The organism is Sinorhizobium chiapasense (assembly GCF_036488675.1).
GTDB lineage: Bacteria > Pseudomonadota > Alphaproteobacteria > Rhizobiales > Rhizobiaceae > Sinorhizobium > Sinorhizobium chiapasense.
Window position 1 is genome coordinate 1,646,276 of sequence record NZ_CP133148.1, and the last position, 16,245, is coordinate 1,662,520.

Genomic DNA, 16,245 nt, shown 5'->3' on the forward strand with positions numbered 1-16,245 from the left:
AAGTTTTGAACGGTTCTAAACTAGGTTTTAGAAAAGCTGACTGCTTTCGTCAAGACAAGATCGGCACTGAAACCGCAATTCGAACCAGAAACATTCCCGGAGAGCCAATGCCCGAGATTATCTTCAACGGACCAGCCGGTCGACTGGAAGGTCGCTACCAGCCTTCGAAGCAGAAGAGCGCCCCGATCGCCATCATCCTGCACCCGCACCCCCAGTTCGGCGGCACGATGAACAACCAGATCGTCTACCAGCTTTTCTACATGTTTCAGAAGCGCGGTTTCACGACGCTCCGGTTCAATTTCCGCGGCATCGGGCGCAGCCAGGGTGAGTTCGATCATGGCGCCGGCGAGCTTTCTGACGCAGCCTCCGCGCTCGACTGGGTGCAGAGCCTGCATCCCGATTCGAAGAGCTGCTGGGTTGCCGGTTACTCCTTCGGCGCCTGGATCGGCATGCAACTGCTGATGCGCCGCCCGGAGATCGAAGGCTTCATGGCGGTCGCGCCGCAACCGAACATCTATGACTTCTCGTTCCTCGCCCCTTGCCCCTCGTCCGGGCTGATCATCAACGGCGATGCCGACAAGGTGGCGCCGGAGAAGGACGTCAACGGTCTCGTTGATAAGCTCAAGGCGCAGAAAGGCATCCTGATCACACACAAGACCGTGCCCGGCGCGAACCATTTCTTCAACGGCCAGATCGAGAATCTGATGGCCGAGTGCGAGGACTATCTTGATCGCCGCCTCAACGGTGAACTGACGCCGGAGCCGGCCGCCAAACGCATCCGCTGACATATCGGCCGCGGCCAAGCCGTCCTCGCGTGCAGTTCAGCAGGCGAGGACGCGCCGAGGATGTGTCGCGTCTAGAGCGCCGTGCGTTCAAATGAACGCAAACAGGACGCTCTAGCACTTTGATTCTAGAGCATCTTATCCGCGTTCAGCGATTCCATTTGAAAGCGGGATGCTCTAGCTTCGTCCCACCCAATGGGGGACTGCAGGCTTGACGACATGTTCGGGTGTTGCGGCGCACTCCACCCTGTTCCGGCCAGCCGCCTTGGCGGCATAAAGCGCCTTGTCCGCTCGCTGCATGGCCAATTCGAGCGGCTCGTTTGTGACGACTGCCGCGACCCCGAAGCTGGCGGTAACCGTCGCCGTCTCAGGCAGGCCGTCAAGCTGCATCGATGCCATCGCCGCGCGGATGCCGTGGGCGAGCACACGTGCCTCCGACAGGCTCGTCAGGGGAAGAAACACGGCAAATTCCTCGCCTCCGAGGCGCCCGGCAACGGCCCGGCTCGGCATCAGGTCGCGAAGGAGGCGGGAAAACCGCCGGATCACCTCGTCCCCGGCATGATGGCCGTAACTGTCGTTCACCTGCTTGAAATGATCGAGGTCGGTAAGGATGAGCGCGCCAGGATTTTCGGCGCCCCGTCGTTCCAGCAGCGGAGCAAGACGGTCCATCAAGCCCCGGCGATTGTAAAGGCCGGAAAGGGCATCGATTTCGGAACTCGCCCGGACGTCGTCGATGATTTCCTTGACCATGACCCCAAGCATCGCCAGGCCGGTTCCGACGATCAGCATGGCTCCAAGAGCCTGTGAGATCAGCGCGAACGGGCTGGTGAGATAGTCGGCCGCAGTTCTGCCGGCGCCTGCCGCCATCGCCGCGTAGATCTTCACGAGGTAGTAGGCCGCGCTCAAAGCCAAGAGCGAAAGCAGGATCCGATCGGCATAGCTCTGCCGCCTGGACCGGAGGATCGTCGAGGCGCACCACGCCTGAATGACGAAGAATGGCATCTGATAGAAGAAGGCGTGCTGCAAGGTCCCGCGCGGAAGCTCGTAGATCAGGAGATCGACGATGACCGAGCCGACGAAGAAAGCAAAAAGTACCGCCGGCTGCACCGGTACCTGATAGAACTGCCCAAGTCCGACGCGAAGGAGGCTGAAGCCTCCGAGGACGCAGGCGAACGCGCCGATCGCAAACAAGCGGGGAAACGGGCTGAAAGGCAGAACGGCTTCAAACACCGCCGACAAGGAGGCGACAGCGAAACAAGCGGCTATCCAGATCGCCGGCTGGCCCGAGCGGCTCTTCGCCGCGACAATGAGAAATGCGACCACAAAAATCTGGGCGACAATGAAATTCACGGCCAGAAGGGAAATCGCACCACCCATTCGACAGCTTCCGAACAGTTCCGATCGCGAATCACGGATCCGCATAAGTCTCACGCACCGAAAGCTATCCTAACGGCGGAGTACGAAGAAACAATTAGAGCAAGACAAGGAAAAAGGTGAAATTGCTGTCAAGGCCGTTCGACTCAGCTTGTCCTTACCCGACTTCGGCGTCTGCTGCCTTCGCAGCAAATCGACCACCACTCACGGGACGATTAACGCCGGTCGTTTCGGGATAGGTCAACGGCAAGCCGCGCAGTGATCTCACCGCCAGATAGGCCCACGCCTCGGCCTCCATCGAATCTCCGTTCAATTCCAGTGCTTCAGCAGCAAGTACCCGGCCGTGCGCGGCATCGGCGAGCTTCGTCAGATCCTTCATGATGATCGGGTTGAGGCGACCGCCGCCGCAGATCACATAGGTCGCCGCCGCCTCCGGAAGATGCCCTGCCGATTTGAGTATCGCCGCGGCGGTGACGTAGGCGAGCGTGCGAGCGCCGTCTTCCAGGCATGCGTCGGTGCCCGAGGGTGGCGCGAAGTCGTTCCGGTCGAGCGAGCGGCGTTTCTCCGCAGTGAAGAAGGGATGAGAAAGATACCGGTCGGCGAGTTCTGGCACAATCGTGCCTTCGCTTGCGATCATGCCGCCCTGATCATAGGGGACGCCGGCATGGGCCTCCACCCACTGGTCGATCAGCGTGTTGCCGGGGCCGCTGTCATAGGCGACGATTCGCCGGTCGGCGCCAACGAAAGTGAGGTTGGAGATACCGCCTATATTGACGAAGACAACCGGCGCGTCGATCTCCCGCTTTTCCGACAGGCCGTGGGCTAGCGCGGCGTGGTAGGCTGGAATGAGCGGCGCTCCCTGGCCGCCATGGACCATGTCGTTGGCCCGCATATCGTAGACGACGTCGATTTTTGTTTCGCGGGCCAGCAAGTCTCCATCGCCGATCTGCACCGTCAACGCCTCGTCGGGGCGGTGCAGGACTGTTTGTCCGTGGAAGCCTATTACATCAATGTTCCTCGGCAACAGATTGTTTTCGTGAAGGAATGCCTTGACTGCCTCCGCATGGCGCAGCGTCAAATCGTGCTCCAGTTGGGCGAGTGTCCCCGGCCTCTCCGTCCGTGCGGTGATCGATTTGGCGTCCTCAAGCCCCTGTTTCAGGCGTGCTCGAAAACGCGCGTCATAGGCGTATCCGGCCGAGGGGCCACGCTGCACGACATTCTCACCGTTGGTCTGGAGCAGCGCGACGTCGATGCCGTCCATGCTCGTGCCGCTCATCACGCCGATTGCCGTCAAGAGCTTGCCCATTGATTTTCCTCCGCGCTGGTCGCCTCGATCGATGCCGGCAGGAACCATGCGCTGTCCCTCGTCCGCCTCGCCTTTCATAACAAAATGCCCGCCAACCAAAAACGTGCACTTTCGACAAAACAATGATAAACGCCGGCCGCAGACGTCCTACCCAGCCGAAAGAAACAGGTCATGTCCGAGTTCAAGTCCGATTTCCTCCACACGCTCAGCGAGCGCGGTTTCATCCATCAGACCTCCGATGATGCCGGACTCGACCAACTGTTCCGTACGGAAACCGTGACTGCCTATATCGGCTTCGATCCTACCGCACCGAGCCTCCACACGGGCGGTCTCATTCAGATCATGATGCTTCATTGGCTGCAGGCGACCGGGCACCGGCCGATTTCGCTGATGGGTGGCGGCACCGGCATGGTCGGCGATCCGTCCTTCAAGGACGAAGCGCGGCAACTGATGACGCCGGAGACGATCGCGGCCAACATTGCCAGCATCAAGACTGTGTTTTCCAACTACCTGAAATACGGCGAAGGCCGGACTGACGCATTGATGATCAACAATGCGGACTGGCTGCTTGGCATCAACTACCTCGAATTCCTGCGTGATGTCGGCCGCCACTTCTCGGTGAACCGCATGCTATCGTTCGACAGCGTTAAGATGCGGCTCGATCGCGAACAGTCGCTGTCGTTCCTCGAATTCAACTACATGATCCTGCAGGCCTATGACTTCGTGGAGCTTCACAAGCGCACGGGCTGCCGCCTGCAGATGGGCGGCTCGGACCAATGGGGCAACATCGTCAACGGCATCGATCTCGGCCACCGCATGGGCACGCCGCAGCTCTACGCGCTCACATCGCCGCTTCTGACAACCGCATCCGGCGCCAAGATGGGTAAGTCTGTCAGCGGCGCCGTCTGGCTCAATCCCGATATGCTCGGCGCCTACGACTTCTGGCAGTACTGGCGCAATACCGAGGACGCGGACGTCGTGCGCTTCCTGAAGCTCTACACGACCTTGCCGATGACGGAGATCGGTCGTCTCGCGAAGCTTGCCGGTTCCGAGATCAACGAGGTCAAGAAGATTCTCGCGACGGAGATCACCGCCATGCTGCATGGACGCCCGGCGGCCGAGCAGGCGGCCGAAACGGCGCGTAAGACCTTCGAGGAAGGCGCCCTTGCCGAGAACCTGCCGTCGATTGAGGTCCCCGCCGCCGAACTCGATGCCGGCGTCGGGTTGCTGACGCTCATCGTGCGCGCCGGCCTTGCGGCTTCGAACGGCGAAGCGCGGCGTCACGTCCAGGGCGGTGCTGTGAGAATCAACGACGAAGCGATCAGCGACGAACGTCGGGTGGTTGCCTATGACGATATCGCCGGCGGCGTCATCAAGCTGTCGCTCGGCAAGAAGAAGCATATCCTCGTGCGGCCGGCCTGAGCCGCATTGAAGGCGTTATTGAACGGGATGGGAAGCGTGCAGTTTCCCATCCCGTTCGCGTTTGCATCTGCGGTGGACGACAGCACCTGATCAATACACGGCACGAGCACCGAGATTCAGTGCGACCGCCTCACTGAAACTCGAAAATGCTGCGAAACACGCCAGGCGCGATGATCGACAACGGGTTGATCGTAAGCTGCGGTTGCGTGAATTGGCCGGTCAGCTTGAAGGTGATGCCGAGCAAGCCGCGATCACGGCCGTTGCCGAGGAGAACTCCGATCAGCGGCAGTTCGCCGAACAGCCGGTTCAGCCCGTAGGCCGGCATGAAGGTACCCGTCATGTCCATTCGGTCCCGCGAGTCACGGACGGTGCCCTGGAATGTCGCGCCGACATTTACGCCGCGCAGGATGCCGCCTTCGACGCGGATCGTGCCCTGATCGAGGAAGAGTTGAGCGAAGCCGCGGTCAAACTGGGCCGTGCTCACGTCGATATCACGCCGAACCGCCTCGTTGAGGCTGCGGCCATCCTCTCCCGCCGGCGTCGACACCATGGATTGCAGCCGCTGTTCACCGACGAGCGAGAATTTGCGCACATCCACAGCACCGCGCCAGGAACGCGCTCCACGGTCGCGCAGTCTCAGGTTCATCAAGCCGCCGCGCATGTTGCGATAAATATCGGCAAAGCGCGCCAGCGAGCCCGCGTCACCGGTTGTCAGTTCCAGTATGTTGTCGGCGCCGGATTTGGCGGTCTTGGCCACAACCGCTTGCCCGCTGCCGGTCACAGCCGAAAAGTCGATATCGTCGATCTGTTGCCCGTGGGCCGAATAGAAGAAACGCACGTTGGACAAGACTTCGCCGTTGAAGCCCGTGACCTGGTCAAGCCGCGCATTGACCATGATATTGCCGCTATCAGCCGAACCGGATCCGGCTTTCGCTCGTACCAGCGCCGGCCTGATGTCCGCGGCCCCGCCGGTCAAACCGACGGCATAGCCGCCCTTGTTGCGATCGATCGTGACGGCGAAATTGTCTCCGCCTGCAAGGCGCACGCCATTCAACTCGGCCGATGCGAGGCCCGCGTCGTCAACGCGCAGACTACCTGCAGCGCCGAACCCGTCGCCAGCGATATCAAAATCGCCGATCTCCGTTACACCGGCGCTTGCCTTGACAGTGAATTGGGCTTTTGCGGGGATGCCGGCCCCCTTGCTCCAGCCGATCCAGGGCAGTGACAGCGACGCCTTGCCGAGGTCAGCCTTGACGGATTGGCTGCCGTCGTCCGCCATCGACACGTCGACACCGACCGGCCCGCTGACGATGCCGGACAAGGCCGGAGCGATCTTCCGTCTGGCGGCGTCGTCGAGCGTCCCGGAGATTTCGCGTGTTCGCTTGACGTTTGCCTTGCTGTCCACCGGCTCGGTCAGTGCGATCCGCATCTTGGAGCCGTCGATCAGTACATCGGCGTCAAGCACCGCCTGGGCGTTGTCGATCCGCATGGTGCCCGCCAGGTTGGCGATGGAACGACCTGAGATGGGACGGTTAATCGTCACGTCCTGTAGCTGCATCTCCGCCTGCCAAAGAGGCGACGGCGGCTTCTGATCCGAAATCAGGCCGAATCGCGCGCCAACCAAGGCCGTCATCGGCCCGGTGAAATCCTGCGGCACGAATGGGGTCTTCTGGAGCGCACGGATCGGTTTGTAGGCGACCAGTTCGGCAATTGCGTCGGCCTGCCCGCCGACTTCGATCTTCATTTCCGCCATCAACGGCTTCGCATAGACGTCGGGTATGATGAAGTCACCGCCGTTCAACGCGACAGAGCGACCGGACGGGAAATAGGCGGCGCCCCGCTCGACGTCGACGACCATGCGTTCGCCGCTGAGCTTGAAACGCCCCGCCGTGTCACGAAGCGGCGGGATATCGCCGGCGATATTGATCCGGGTGTCGTCGATGGCGAAGGTTATGTTGAGCTCATGCTCGTTGAGCCTTAGGTCGCCCTTGTTGTTGGCGATCCGCCCCTCGGCTATCGAAACCTCGATGCGCGCATCGGTAACCGTGCCGCCGAAGAGATTGCCGATGGCCCACCGTCTCGCTCCCTTGGCGACCCACCAGGGCCACAATTGCTTGACGGCGGTGGAATGCATCTGCTCGCTGAGTGCGACGAAGCTGATCTGCGGCGACGTCTTGCCGAAGGCGACCGAAAGCGAACCGGCCATGGAACCAAGCGGGCTCGATATCGCCAGTTGGTCGAAAATAAGCCGGTGGCTGCCGGCCTCGAACCGTCCGCTTGCCTTGGCATCAAAGGCAAGTGGTGTCTCCTGCATGTCTTCAGGGTCGGCGCTTGCGTTCGTCAAGAGAAGGTCGACGGCGAAGCCGTTTTGGCTGGCTTCTGCAACCTTGTCGAGATCGATGAGGGCGCCGGTAAAAGGAAAGCTCGAGCGTCCGATCTTGACGATCGATGGCAATATTTCGACCGAGGCGCGGTCAAAATCATAGGAGACATTCAGTTCGGAGGGATTGAGAACGGAAACAAGGCCACCGGCATGGAACGACCCTTGCGATGTCCTGACGCCGACGACCAGCGCCGGCTTCTGGCCGTCGGCCGCTCGGGTGGCCTTCAGGCTGACGTCCGCCGCCGCCTCGATCCCGAAGGCCTCTTCGCCTCCCGATTTGCCGTGATAGAAAAAGGGAGAGAGCGGCAAGGCGCTGACGGTCCCTTCGAAGCCGCCGATGCGGCCGTTCTCACCGAGAGCCTTGGCGGTCAGTCGCGCCTCGATCCCGTCGATCGCGACAGTTCCATCGACGCGCATGGAGCTGTCGGGGTCGTGCGTGAACTCCAGCGTTTTCACTTCGACGGGGACGACGCGACCGCGCGTTCCCGTGACCGAGAGGCTGAAATCCGACAGCAGCACGGTTTGTGTCGCCCTGCCTGCGGTCAATCGCGACATGCGGTCGACCTGTCCGAACAAGGTCTCGAGTGCATCGCCCACATCGGCGATCCGGATCTCGGTGAGGTCGATCGGTTCGCCGCGCGGCAACAGGCCCGTATCAAGCTGACCCTCTTCCGCCTCGAGTCGTGACACCGCGATGCGTCCGGTCATAAGAGCGAAGGGATCGAGCGCGATCGAAATCGCGCCGAGTCGAGCGAGGTGGCGACCCGAATCGCTTTCCACGAGCGTCACCCCGCGCGCCTTCAGGGCAAGAGCGCCTCCGCTCGTCATGCGGAGGACCGTGCTCTCGACATCGGCGTTGTAGTTCTCGCCGAGGGCGGCATTTAGCGCCGTGCGCGCCCGCGCGTTGAGCGGCCCATCGACAAGGCCGCTTTCGATAACCGCGACAAGGGACGCCACGACGACGAAAGCGAGCAGCGAGCAGCACAGTATGATCTTGCCGAAAAGACGCAAAGCACCGCCCGGCCGAGGCGCATGCACGATGACCGGCTCGTGGGCTTGCGCCGAAGGCAGCTCGTGCAGCGCGATGATGTCTTCCTTGCGAAAGCAAATCCTTTCGCCGCGGATATCGCTCATCGGTGCCGGCGCCCTCCACCTAAGTGCGGCATTGCAAATTTCCTTGTAAGGCCAGTCGCCGCGCGCGAGTGCCGGACCTTTTGTTCACCATGTAGATCACAATTTGTCGAGCCAAGTCACCAGGCGTCCCTGCCGATGCTGTGGAAAGGCTCGCTATCGCCCCGGTTTTCTACGACGAAACGCCGACTAGACTCCTAGCCACGGAAGCCGTCCGCCGCCTGTCAAATCTATCACAAATGCGCTGGACGGCCGTCGTCGATTTTCGATATGCCCTAGCTGCGGAATGTCTGCAAAACTTGGCGTAAGAAAGGTTAAATCATGGCACGATTGGGACCAGGTGATGTCGCCCCCGACTTCGAGCTTCCTCGCGACGGTGGCGGGTCGATCTCGCTCTCCGCTCTTCGCGGCAAGCCGGTGGTGCTCTTTTTCTATCCCAAGGACGATACCAAGGCCTGCACCGAGGAAGCGATCTCCTTCTCCGGCCTCGCTGACGATTTCGCGGCGGCGGGCGTCGTTCTGATCGGGCTCTCTCCCGATTCGGTCAAAAAGCACGACCGCTTCGCCAAGAAGCACAATCTCACCGTTACTCTGGCGGCTGACGAAGAAAAGAACGTCGTCAACGCCTACGGCGTCTGGGTGGAGAAGACGCTGTACGGGCGCAAATACATGGGCGTCGAGCGTACGACATTCCTGATAAACCCGGACGGGACCATCAGCCGGGTCTGGGAAAAGGTCAGGGTTGCCGGTCACGCGAGCGAGGTTCTGGCGGCCGCAAAGACGCTTTGAGCCGAGAGGAGCGAGGGATGACCGGCCTTCCGCAATTCCACAGCCTGCGCGGCGCTGCCGTCGAGGCGATCCGCACACCGGACCTCCACCTAAAGACTGAGCTGGCGCAGGCGGCGGCGCGACGTTGGCAGGGGAGAAAGCTGTCGTTGCGCTCCCCGCGGGATCGTCCGGTTCCTGAGCGGCCAGGACGTCCGGAGAGGCCCGTGCTCACACCACCGACCCAGGTCAAGCGGCGCTCGCTCGGTTCATTGAAGGGGCGCATCGCCCTCCTCCATGCGATCGCCCATATCGAATTGAACGCCGTCGACCTGGCGCTCGATATCGTCGCCCGCTTTGCCTCGGAGCCTGTTCCCAATTCTTTCTTCGATGGATGGATGCAGGTCGCCTTCGAGGAGGCGAAACATTTTCGGATGGTGCGGCAGAGGCTGAACGACCTCGGTGCGGACTATGGCGATCTGCCCGCGCATGACGGGCTGTGGCAGGCCGCGCATGACACGCGGAACGACCTGACCGCGCGCCTTGCCGTCGTGCCGCTCATACTCGAAGCCCGCGGTCTTGACGTCACGCCGGCGCTGCAGGCGAAAATGCGCGAAACCGGTGACCATGACAGTGCCGCCGTCCTCGATGTGATCTACGAGGATGAAAAGGGCCACGTCGCCGTCGGTGCAAAATGGTTCCGCTTCCTTTGCGCCCGGCAAAAGAAGGATCCCGCCGCAACCTTTCAGGCGCTCGTACGGGCGAATTTTCGTGGGCCGCTCAAGGCTCCGTTCAATGACATTGCGCGTGCGGAAGCCGGTTTGACGCCGTCCTTCTACCGCTCGATGACGGCGTCCACCAACATTTGATGTCGTCCCTCGTTCAATGGTTTATTAACCCTAATAAAGTGTAATTGCTCCCGGGCAACGCGAGCTAGTTCGCATCCGGCTGGGGGTGATGTGGTGTCTGTTCGTTCGGCAAACGGCGCCTTTCGAAAGCGCAGGCAAAGCCACGTGCTTATCCTGGCAAGCGGCGACAAGGTGCGGCATATGACCGTTCGCCCGTGGATGGCGGCGCTTGCCACATCCGTCGTCGGGGTCTTCAGCATCGGCTACCTGGCGGCCACGACCTATCTGGTCCTGAGGGACGACCTGATCGGTGGCACGATCGCTCGACAGGCTCGTATGCAGCACGAATACGAAGACCGAATCACTGCGCTCAGGGCGCAAGTGGACCGGGTGACGAGCCGGCAATTGCTGGACCAACAAGTCGTCGAGGAGAAAGTCGAGAAACTCCTGCAGCAGCAGTCGGCGCTATGGTCGCGCAGCGACAAGCTTGGTGCCTTGGCTGCAAATGACGATTCCTCCGAAAAGCTAGGCGAAGCTGCGTCGCCCGCGGTTGATCCCCTCGCTTTCGAGAAGCCGGCGGATGCGCATGGTGGCGTGAAGGCAATTGAAGAAATCATGGGCTTGAACGGGGAAGCCGGCGCAACGCCGACGCGCGCCCTCGCCTACGCACCTGTCCTCCCTGACGGCAGCGAAAGGGAAACGCCATCGGACAGAGCGGACCGGATTTTTTCCAAGGTCACGCTTTCGCTGAAAGATGTCGAACGCGCTCAGATGGCGCGCATGGAGCATCTGACGAGCAGTGCGACCCGGGCGTCCGAAGCGATCAGGACCATCGTCGAACGCACCGGCGTCACGCTGTCAGCCGGCACAACGGAGGCTGCTGCGAACGAAGCCGATGGAAACGCGATAGGCGGACCGTTCGTCGAGCCGCAGGATGAGGATCGGTTCGGGAGATCCCTTGCTGCTCTCGATAGTGCGCTTCTGGAATTGGAGGAAACCCGCGACGCCGCCCGCAAGCTGCCGCTCCTCAGTCCGGCACCCACCAGCGATGTGACCAGCAATTTCGGCAATCGGCTGGATCCGTTTCTCGGGCGACTGGCGCTCCACGCGGGCATCGATTTTCGGGCACCGATCGGAACGCGCATACGCTCTGCAGCGGCCGGGACCGTCACAACGGCCGGGCCGACAGGCGGATACGGCAACATGGTCGAGATTGATCATGGCAACGGCGTCATAACCCGGTATGCCCACCTGGCGGTCATTCTCGTCAATGTCGGCGACCATGTGCGAGCAGACGACGTCATCGCCAAGTCCGGAAGCACGGGGCGGTCGACGGGGCCGCATCTGCACTATGAGGTTCGCGTGAACGGCCGCGCCGTCGATCCGGTGCGTTTTCTGGGTGCCGGCTCGAAGCTCTCGGGCTTGATAAACTGACCTTTGCGGGCGCCAGCATTGTCTCCTTCCGCTTGACAAGAAATGGGAAGATTCGCACTCGTTTACCTTTCATTGCTTCAACGTGCTGGATTTCTTGACTTTCGGCGCCTTTCGGCTTAAAGCGCCGCCACGTGGTGGCGCATTTTCCATCGATCGATCAGTGTTCTATTGAACCGGAACGGAAACAGTTTCCCCTTTGACCAATTTTGCTGACCTTGGCCTGAGCCAAAAAGTTCTCTCCGCCGTTACTGATGCGGGCTACGCAACTCCTACACCGATCCAGGCCGGGGCCATCCCTCCGGCGCTGCAGCGCCGCGACATTCTGGGTATCGCACAGACCGGGACTGGCAAGACGGCGTCCTTCGTTCTGCCGATGTTGACCCTGCTGGAAAAGGGGCGCGCCCGCGCCCGCATGCCGCGCACACTGATCCTCGAGCCGACGCGCGAGCTCGCCGCGCAGGTCGCTGAGAACTTTGATAAGTATGGCAAGAACCACAAACTCAACATCGCGCTGTTGATCGGTGGTGTTTCCTTTGATGAACAGGACCGCAAGCTCGAGCGTGGCGCCGATGTGCTGATCTGCACCCCTGGCCGCCTGCTTGACCATTTCGAACGCGGCAAGTTGCTGATGACGGGCGTCGAGATCCTTGTCATCGACGAGGCGGACCGCATGCTCGACATGGGCTTCATCCCGGACATCGAGCGCATCGCGAAGCTCATCCCCTTCACCCGCCAGACGCTCTTCTTCTCGGCGACGATGCCGCCGGAAATCCAGAAGCTTGCCGACCGCTTCCTGCAGAACCCGGAGCGAGTGGAGGTGGCCCGTCCCGCCTCTACGGCGAACACCGTGACGCAGCGGTTCGTTGCCTCGCACGCCAAGGACTATGAAAAACGCGCCGTCCTGCGCGATCTGATCCGAGCCCAGGACGAATTGAAGAACGCAATCATCTTCTGCAACCGCAAGAAGGATGTTGCCGATCTCTTCCGCTCGCTCGACCGCCACGGCTTCTCCGTCGGCGCACTGCACGGCGACATGGACCAGCGTTCGCGCATGGCGATGCTCGCCAATTTCAAGGACGGCAATATCAAGCTGCTCGTCGCTTCGGACGTCGCCGCGCGCGGGCTGGATATTCCGGACGTCAGCCATGTCTTCAATTTCGACGTCCCGATTCACGCCGAAGACTATGTTCACCGCATTGGCCGCACCGGCCGTGCGGGTCGTTCCGGCGCGTCTTTCACGCTCGTCACGAAGCGCGACACGAAATTCTCCGATGCCATCGAGAACCTGATCGGCCAGAAGGTCGAGTGGCTGAACGGCGATCTTTCCGAGCTTCCGGAACCGATGGAAAGCCATGACGCCGGCCGCAAGGATCGCGGCCGCGATCGCCACAAGGATCGCAAAAAAGGTGTGGAACGCTCCGGCAAGGGCCGCTCCGAACATAGATCTGATACCGCCTATGCCGATAGTGCGGCTGAACTCGAACCAGTCGTGGAAAGGGCCGAAGCGGTGAAACCGGAACGCAATGCAGACAATGGGCGCGGCCATGCCGGCCGCAATGATCGGCCGGGCCGGGCGCAGCATGCCGCCAATGACGACAATCGCGACCGCCGCAACCGGCATCGTCGCGATCATGACGACGGTCCGACGCCGGTTGGCTTTGGCGATGAGATTCCGGCCTTCATGCTGATCGCCGGCAAGGCCTGACTTTCGGCCCGATGGCTCTTCCCGGCGTCGATTTCCCCGGTGTTGGTTGCGGCCTCGCGATCATGCGCGACGGCAAGATCCTGCTTTGCCGTCGCCTCAAGGCGCCAGAGGCGGGCCACTGGAACATCGTCGGGGGCAAGGTCGACCATATGGAGCGCGCCGAGAATGCGGCGCGCCGGGAGGCGGAAGAAGAAAGCGGCCTTTCCATCCACTCGACCCGCTTTCTCTGCATCAGCGAGCAGGTGATCGAAGCCGACCAGCAGCACTGGATTTCGCTCATTTACGTGACAGAAGATTTTTCAGGCGAGCCGCGTCTCACCGAACCGGACAAGCTCTCCGACATCGGCTGGTTCGATCTTTCCGCCCTGCCCCAGCCGCTCTCGCGTTTCGCCGCGGATGCGGTTCGAGCGCTCGCCTGAGCTGCCGGCCCCGTCAGTCCGGGCCGCACCACTCTATTTTCTTGTTCTGAGCGCCGCCGCGTAGGCAATCCTCACCCAGCGGGCCATCTCATCCGGATCATCAAGCGCCGGATCAGGAATGCTCCAATAGGGCATCTTCACCGGCTTGCCTTTCCCGTCATACGACCATTGGCGGCAGCCCGCCTGTTCGTATTCCGGCGCCGATTCGGCATCGCCTTTGAGAAGGATTTCTGCGTCGACCTCGAGCGCGAAAATGACGCCTTCGAAATAGATGCCCTTACCGCCGAACATACGGCGGATCGTCACCGGTCCCAGCGTCTCGAACATCTCCTCGATTGCCGCGTTGTCCATAATCACTCCTTCAGTACGCCGCCAGCGGCGATGATCGCTTCCGGGGTGTCGAGATCAAGGCGCGCCGCTTCGCCGAGCTCGACGTCGATGACCGGAAGCCCGCACCGCTCCACGATATGCCGTGCTCCGACATCGCCGACGAGCTGCCTGACCGCGGCGAAGGTCTCTTTCGGCAGAATGACTGGATTGCCGCGCTGGCCTCCCGAGACTGCGCGCACGACCGCTTGCCTGCCTTCGCCGTCGAAAACTTCGATCATCTTGCGCAGGTGATCGGCAGTAATGCCCGGCATGTCCGCCAGCATCACGAGAGCGCCGCCCACCTCCGTTCCGAGTGCGGTCACGCCTGCCACCAGCGAAGAGGCCATGCCGGCGGCGTAGTCCGGATTCGACACAAACTCCACGGGCAGGCCGGCGAGCGCGGCGCGAATGTCCGCTTCGCGATATCCGGTTACCACGACCACCTTCCCGGCATCCGCCGCGAGTGCCGCTTCGACGGTGCGCCGAACCATTGGAACGCCATCGAACTCGGCCAGGAGCTTGTGACCGCCGCTCGCCCCCATTCTGCTTGCCCGACCTGCAGCCAGGACGACGATCCGTGCCGGACCTCGCGCTGGACTGACGGTTTGCTCCCGCGGTTGCGGCCGGGTCGGAATCTCGTTCAGAAGGCCGCCGACACCGAGGCCGGTTATATCCTCAGAATTCGGCCATTCGCCGGCAAGCAGGCGGTCGAGAATCCAGTCGAACCCGTTCTCCTTAGGACTGCGTGCGCAACCCGGTGCGCCGACGACAGGAAGCTCGGCAATTCGACCCAAGACCAGAAGGTTGCCTGGATCGACCGGCATTCCGACATGTTCGACGACCCCTCCGGCGCGCCGGATTGCCGCCGGAATCACGTCGTCCGGATCGGAGACTGCCGAAGCACCGAAGATGATGATCAGGTCATGGGCCGGCTTGAGATCGGCGATGGCAGCGGCGACGGCCGCCTCCGAATGCGCTACACGACGTTCCGTGACGAGATGGCTTCCGGAACGTAAGAGCCGGGCAGCGAGAACCATATGGGTCTTGTCCATGACCTGCCGCTTGAGTGACGGCAACTCGGTTGCGATCAGGGCCGCACGCTGCGCCACAAAGGGCTTCACCTCGAAGGCTGCCTCCGCCCGCAGCATATTCTCCGCCTGTTCGACGAACCGCTCCGGTACCGCCAGAGGAATGATCTTGATCGTCGCCACCATATCGCCCGCTGCGACTGCCGTGTGGTCGCCGAGGCAGGCGAGCGTGACCGCCGGATCGATCCGGTTCACCCGGTCGACGGCGGCGCGGTTTGCGACGAAAAGACCAGAGACGGTGGCGTGGATGTTCACCCGGCCGGTAGCTGCTTGTGAAAAGCGCAGGTGGTCGGGAGCAATCGCCGCGGCGATGCGCGCCGCCGCCTCGTTTTCGAGCAGGTCATCCGCATCGAGGCGGGCGACGATGACCTCCTCCACACCGGCTTCGGCAAGCGTCGCGACGTCCGCTTGGCTCAGCCGGTGGCCTTTCGGCAGTCTCGATGCTCCAGTTTTCATTGCATGTGCAAGAACAGCGCCCTCGGCATTGGCGAGCGGTACGGGACCGAACTTCATCTTGTACCTCCCACCCCGCCCGTCGGATCACGGCGGCGCAGGGCTTCGATGATCTCGGCGAGGATGGCGACGGCGATTTCGGCAGGACTCGCCGCGCCGATGTCGAGGCCGATCGGAGCTTTGATCCGACCAATGGCGTCCGTGGCCACGCCTGCTTGTCCCAATCTTTCGACGCGCGCCGCATGGGTCTTGCGGCTGCCGAGCGCACCCACATAGAAGCAGTCCGCTTCCAGGGCCGCCCGGATCGGATAATCGTCGATCTTCGGATCATGCGTGAGCGCGGCGAGTGCCGTGTAACGGTCGAGTGGCCTCGAGGGCAGAATGTCTTCCGGCCATTCAGCCAGGAGTTCGACAGCGCCGAACCGCTCCACTGTCGCGAACGCGGTGCGTGGATCTATGATCGTCATGTCGAATCCGGCAACCGCCGCCAGCTCGGCAAGCGCCTGGGAGATGTGAACGGCACCGATCGCAACGATGCGCGGTGGCGGCAGATGAACATTGACGAAGAGCGATCGTCCTTCAACCGTCGCAACACCGGCGCGTCCCGAACGCAACGCTTCGACGATCAGGCTATCCCATTCCGGTGGAAAGCTCGCGCTTTCCAGAAAGACCTGGCTGGCGCCGTCCGAAAGATCGGTAACGACTGCAGCCGCCCGTCGCGCGGCACGCGCCGCATTGATTGCTTGAAGGGTGGAGCGTTCCATCG

13 protein-coding genes are annotated in these 16,245 nt (G+C 61.9%); 7 read left to right on the plus strand and 6 right to left on the minus strand.

Annotated elements, in window-relative coordinates; all coding sequences use genetic code 11:
- Window positions 1-107: 107 nt before the first annotated feature.
- Window positions 108-785, plus strand: coding sequence for an alpha/beta hydrolase (locus RB548_RS07920; RefSeq protein WP_331374386.1), 678 nt, complete (start codon window positions 108-110; stop codon window positions 783-785).
- 174 nt (window positions 786-959) lie between these two features.
- Here the strand turns inward: RB548_RS07920 and RB548_RS07925 are convergent, their stop codons facing one another.
- Together RB548_RS07925 and RB548_RS07930 are read right to left on the minus strand one after the other, a co-directional pair.
- Window positions 960-2,159 carry a GGDEF domain-containing protein gene (locus tag RB548_RS07925; RefSeq protein WP_331374388.1) on the minus strand — a complete coding sequence of 400 codons (1,200 nt, stop codon included), beginning with the start codon at window positions 2,157-2,159 and terminating at the stop codon, window positions 960-962.
- A gap of 154 nt (window positions 2,160-2,313) precedes the next feature.
- Window positions 2,314-3,462 (minus strand): anhydro-N-acetylmuramic acid kinase, encoded by a 1,149-nt coding sequence (locus tag RB548_RS07930; RefSeq protein ID WP_331374389.1) that lies wholly within the window; start codon window positions 3,460-3,462, stop codon window positions 2,314-2,316.
- A 171-nt stretch (window positions 3,463-3,633) separates the two neighbouring features.
- Here RB548_RS07930 and tyrS point away from each other — a divergent pair, with 171 nt between their 5' ends.
- On the plus strand, window positions 3,634-4,884 hold the full coding sequence (gene tyrS, locus RB548_RS07935; protein ID WP_331374390.1) for a tyrosine--tRNA ligase: 1,251 nt from the start codon (window positions 3,634-3,636) through the stop codon (window positions 4,882-4,884).
- Window positions 4,885-5,014: 130 nt separating this feature from the next.
- Here the strand turns inward: tyrS and RB548_RS07940 are convergent, their stop codons facing one another.
- Window positions 5,015-8,401, minus strand: a complete 3,387-nt coding sequence (locus tag RB548_RS07940) for a YhdP family protein (protein ID WP_331374391.1) — start codon at window positions 8,399-8,401, stop codon at window positions 5,015-5,017.
- 318 nt (window positions 8,402-8,719) lie between these two features.
- On the opposite strand from RB548_RS07940, the gene RB548_RS07945 reads away from it, so the two are divergent.
- From RB548_RS07945 to RB548_RS07965, 5 genes are all read left to right on the plus strand, one after another.
- Entirely contained in the window at window positions 8,720-9,187 is a 468-nt protein-coding gene (locus RB548_RS07945; RefSeq protein WP_331374392.1) for a peroxiredoxin, read from the plus strand.
- A gap of 17 nt (window positions 9,188-9,204) precedes the next feature.
- Window positions 9,205-10,032: a ferritin-like domain-containing protein gene (locus RB548_RS07950; RefSeq protein WP_331374393.1), complete on the plus strand. Its 828-nt coding sequence runs from the start codon at window positions 9,205-9,207 to the stop codon at window positions 10,030-10,032.
- Window positions 10,033-10,125: 93 nt separating this feature from the next.
- Window positions 10,126-11,445 carry a M23 family metallopeptidase gene (locus RB548_RS07955; protein WP_331374394.1) on the plus strand — a complete coding sequence of 440 codons (1,320 nt, stop codon included), beginning with the start codon at window positions 10,126-10,128 and terminating at the stop codon, window positions 11,443-11,445.
- A gap of 196 nt (window positions 11,446-11,641) precedes the next feature.
- Window positions 11,642-13,150, plus strand: coding sequence for a DEAD/DEAH box helicase (locus tag RB548_RS07960; RefSeq protein WP_331374395.1), 1,509 nt, complete (start codon window positions 11,642-11,644; stop codon window positions 13,148-13,150).
- An 11-nt stretch (window positions 13,151-13,161) separates the two neighbouring features.
- Window positions 13,162-13,569 carry an NUDIX hydrolase gene (locus RB548_RS07965; RefSeq protein ID WP_331374396.1) on the plus strand — a complete coding sequence of 136 codons (408 nt, stop codon included), beginning with the start codon at window positions 13,162-13,164 and terminating at the stop codon, window positions 13,567-13,569.
- A 33-nt stretch (window positions 13,570-13,602) separates the two neighbouring features.
- Here RB548_RS07965 and RB548_RS07970 read toward each other — a convergent pair whose 3' ends face one another.
- From RB548_RS07970 to RB548_RS07980, 3 genes are read right to left on the minus strand one after another with little or no spacing between them, the layout of a single operon-like run.
- Window positions 13,603-13,920, minus strand: coding sequence for a TfoX/Sxy family protein (locus tag RB548_RS07970; RefSeq protein ID WP_331374397.1), 318 nt, complete (start codon window positions 13,918-13,920; stop codon window positions 13,603-13,605).
- A 2-nt stretch (window positions 13,921-13,922) separates the two neighbouring features.
- A complete protein-coding gene (locus tag RB548_RS07975; RefSeq protein ID WP_331374398.1) occupies window positions 13,923-15,539 on the minus strand; it encodes a molybdopterin-binding/glycosyltransferase family 2 protein in 1,617 nt (538 codons plus the stop codon).
- The gene (locus tag RB548_RS07980) at window positions 15,536-16,243 is read right to left on the minus strand and encodes an XdhC family protein (protein WP_331374399.1); all 708 of its coding nucleotides are present in this window, start codon (window positions 16,241-16,243) and stop codon (window positions 15,536-15,538) included. The genes RB548_RS07975 and RB548_RS07980 overlap by 4 nt, the downstream gene beginning before the upstream one ends.
- Window positions 16,244-16,245 lie beyond the last annotated feature (2 nt).